The organism is Sulfolobus sp. B1, assembly GCF_007050195.1.
Classification (GTDB): domain Archaea; phylum Thermoproteota; class Thermoprotei_A; order Sulfolobales; family Sulfolobaceae; genus Saccharolobus.
Window position 1 is genome coordinate 1 of sequence record NZ_QIMI01000285.1, and the last position, 1,002, is coordinate 1,002.

General features: G+C 37.5%; 1 protein-coding gene. It reads right to left on the minus strand.

Features of this window, described 5'->3' with window-relative positions; all coding sequences use genetic code 11:
- Positions 1-1,002, minus strand: a 1,002-nt coding sequence (locus DMP16_RS10200; RefSeq protein WP_143577218.1) for a glycoside hydrolase family 15 protein, incomplete at both ends; no start/stop codon positions are given.

Below are 1,002 nucleotides of genomic sequence, written 5' to 3' on the forward strand. Positions count from 1 at the left end.
ATTTATATATAGCATCAATAAGAAAACCCTCTATATCTAACTGTACTTGCGAGGCAGCGGCGTTTCCCACCCTAACTGGCTTCGAATCCTTATATCCTCTTAGCCAAGATATCTCCATCTCAGGAGGGGGATCGTTACCGTCTACGGTGTATAAAGGATGCAATAAAGGTTTAGACGTGAAGTTGACTAATCCTAGGAGAAAGTTAATTATTCTTCTAGCTTCTACTATATATCCGGAAAACAACAATGCTTCTGAGATCATCGCTGAATCCCTTATCCAGACGTATCTATAATCCCAATTTCTGCTTCCTCCCTCTACCTCTGGAAGAGAGGTTGTAGGGGCTGCTATGCTACCACCAGAAGGTGAATAAATTAGACCTAATAGTAGTCCTAAGCTTATCGACTTCATTTTACCTATCTCATCCTTATCGTCAACTTTTACCTTATTTTTCCAATAATTCAAAGTGAGGTTGAATGAATTCTCTAAATCTTTTCTTAACCTCTTACCTTTATGGAATGGACCATATGAGTAATCAGAACTGTAGACTAAGTAGAGTGTTGTCTCACCTTTAGTCTCAAATGAAGATGATGATAAGGACTTATCACTCATTAACGCTAAACATTCCCTAGATAAGGGGTTTAGAAATCTAATCCCGTTATCTTCTAGTTCCATAACTGGTCGATACAGTCCATAGTTGAACATAGGTTTAATATCAATTCTTAACGTTATTTCACTCCTTATCTTTCTTATTATAGCTTTTTCACCTATTGGCATTAAATCTATTATATCAGCTTTACCTTCCTTAGTCTTAAATTTAGTAAGTAATACGTTTGGGACGAGAAACTGTTGGGTAACTTCATATTCTTCCTCTCGTGGTAATATGCTAAATTCTCCCGCTTCGTTATCAAGTAGTTTCCCAAAGATTGAAGGTGAATCAAATCTGGGAAAGGCAAGCCATACTATTGATCCTCTGTCTATTAGGGCTGATGTCATCCCGTTAG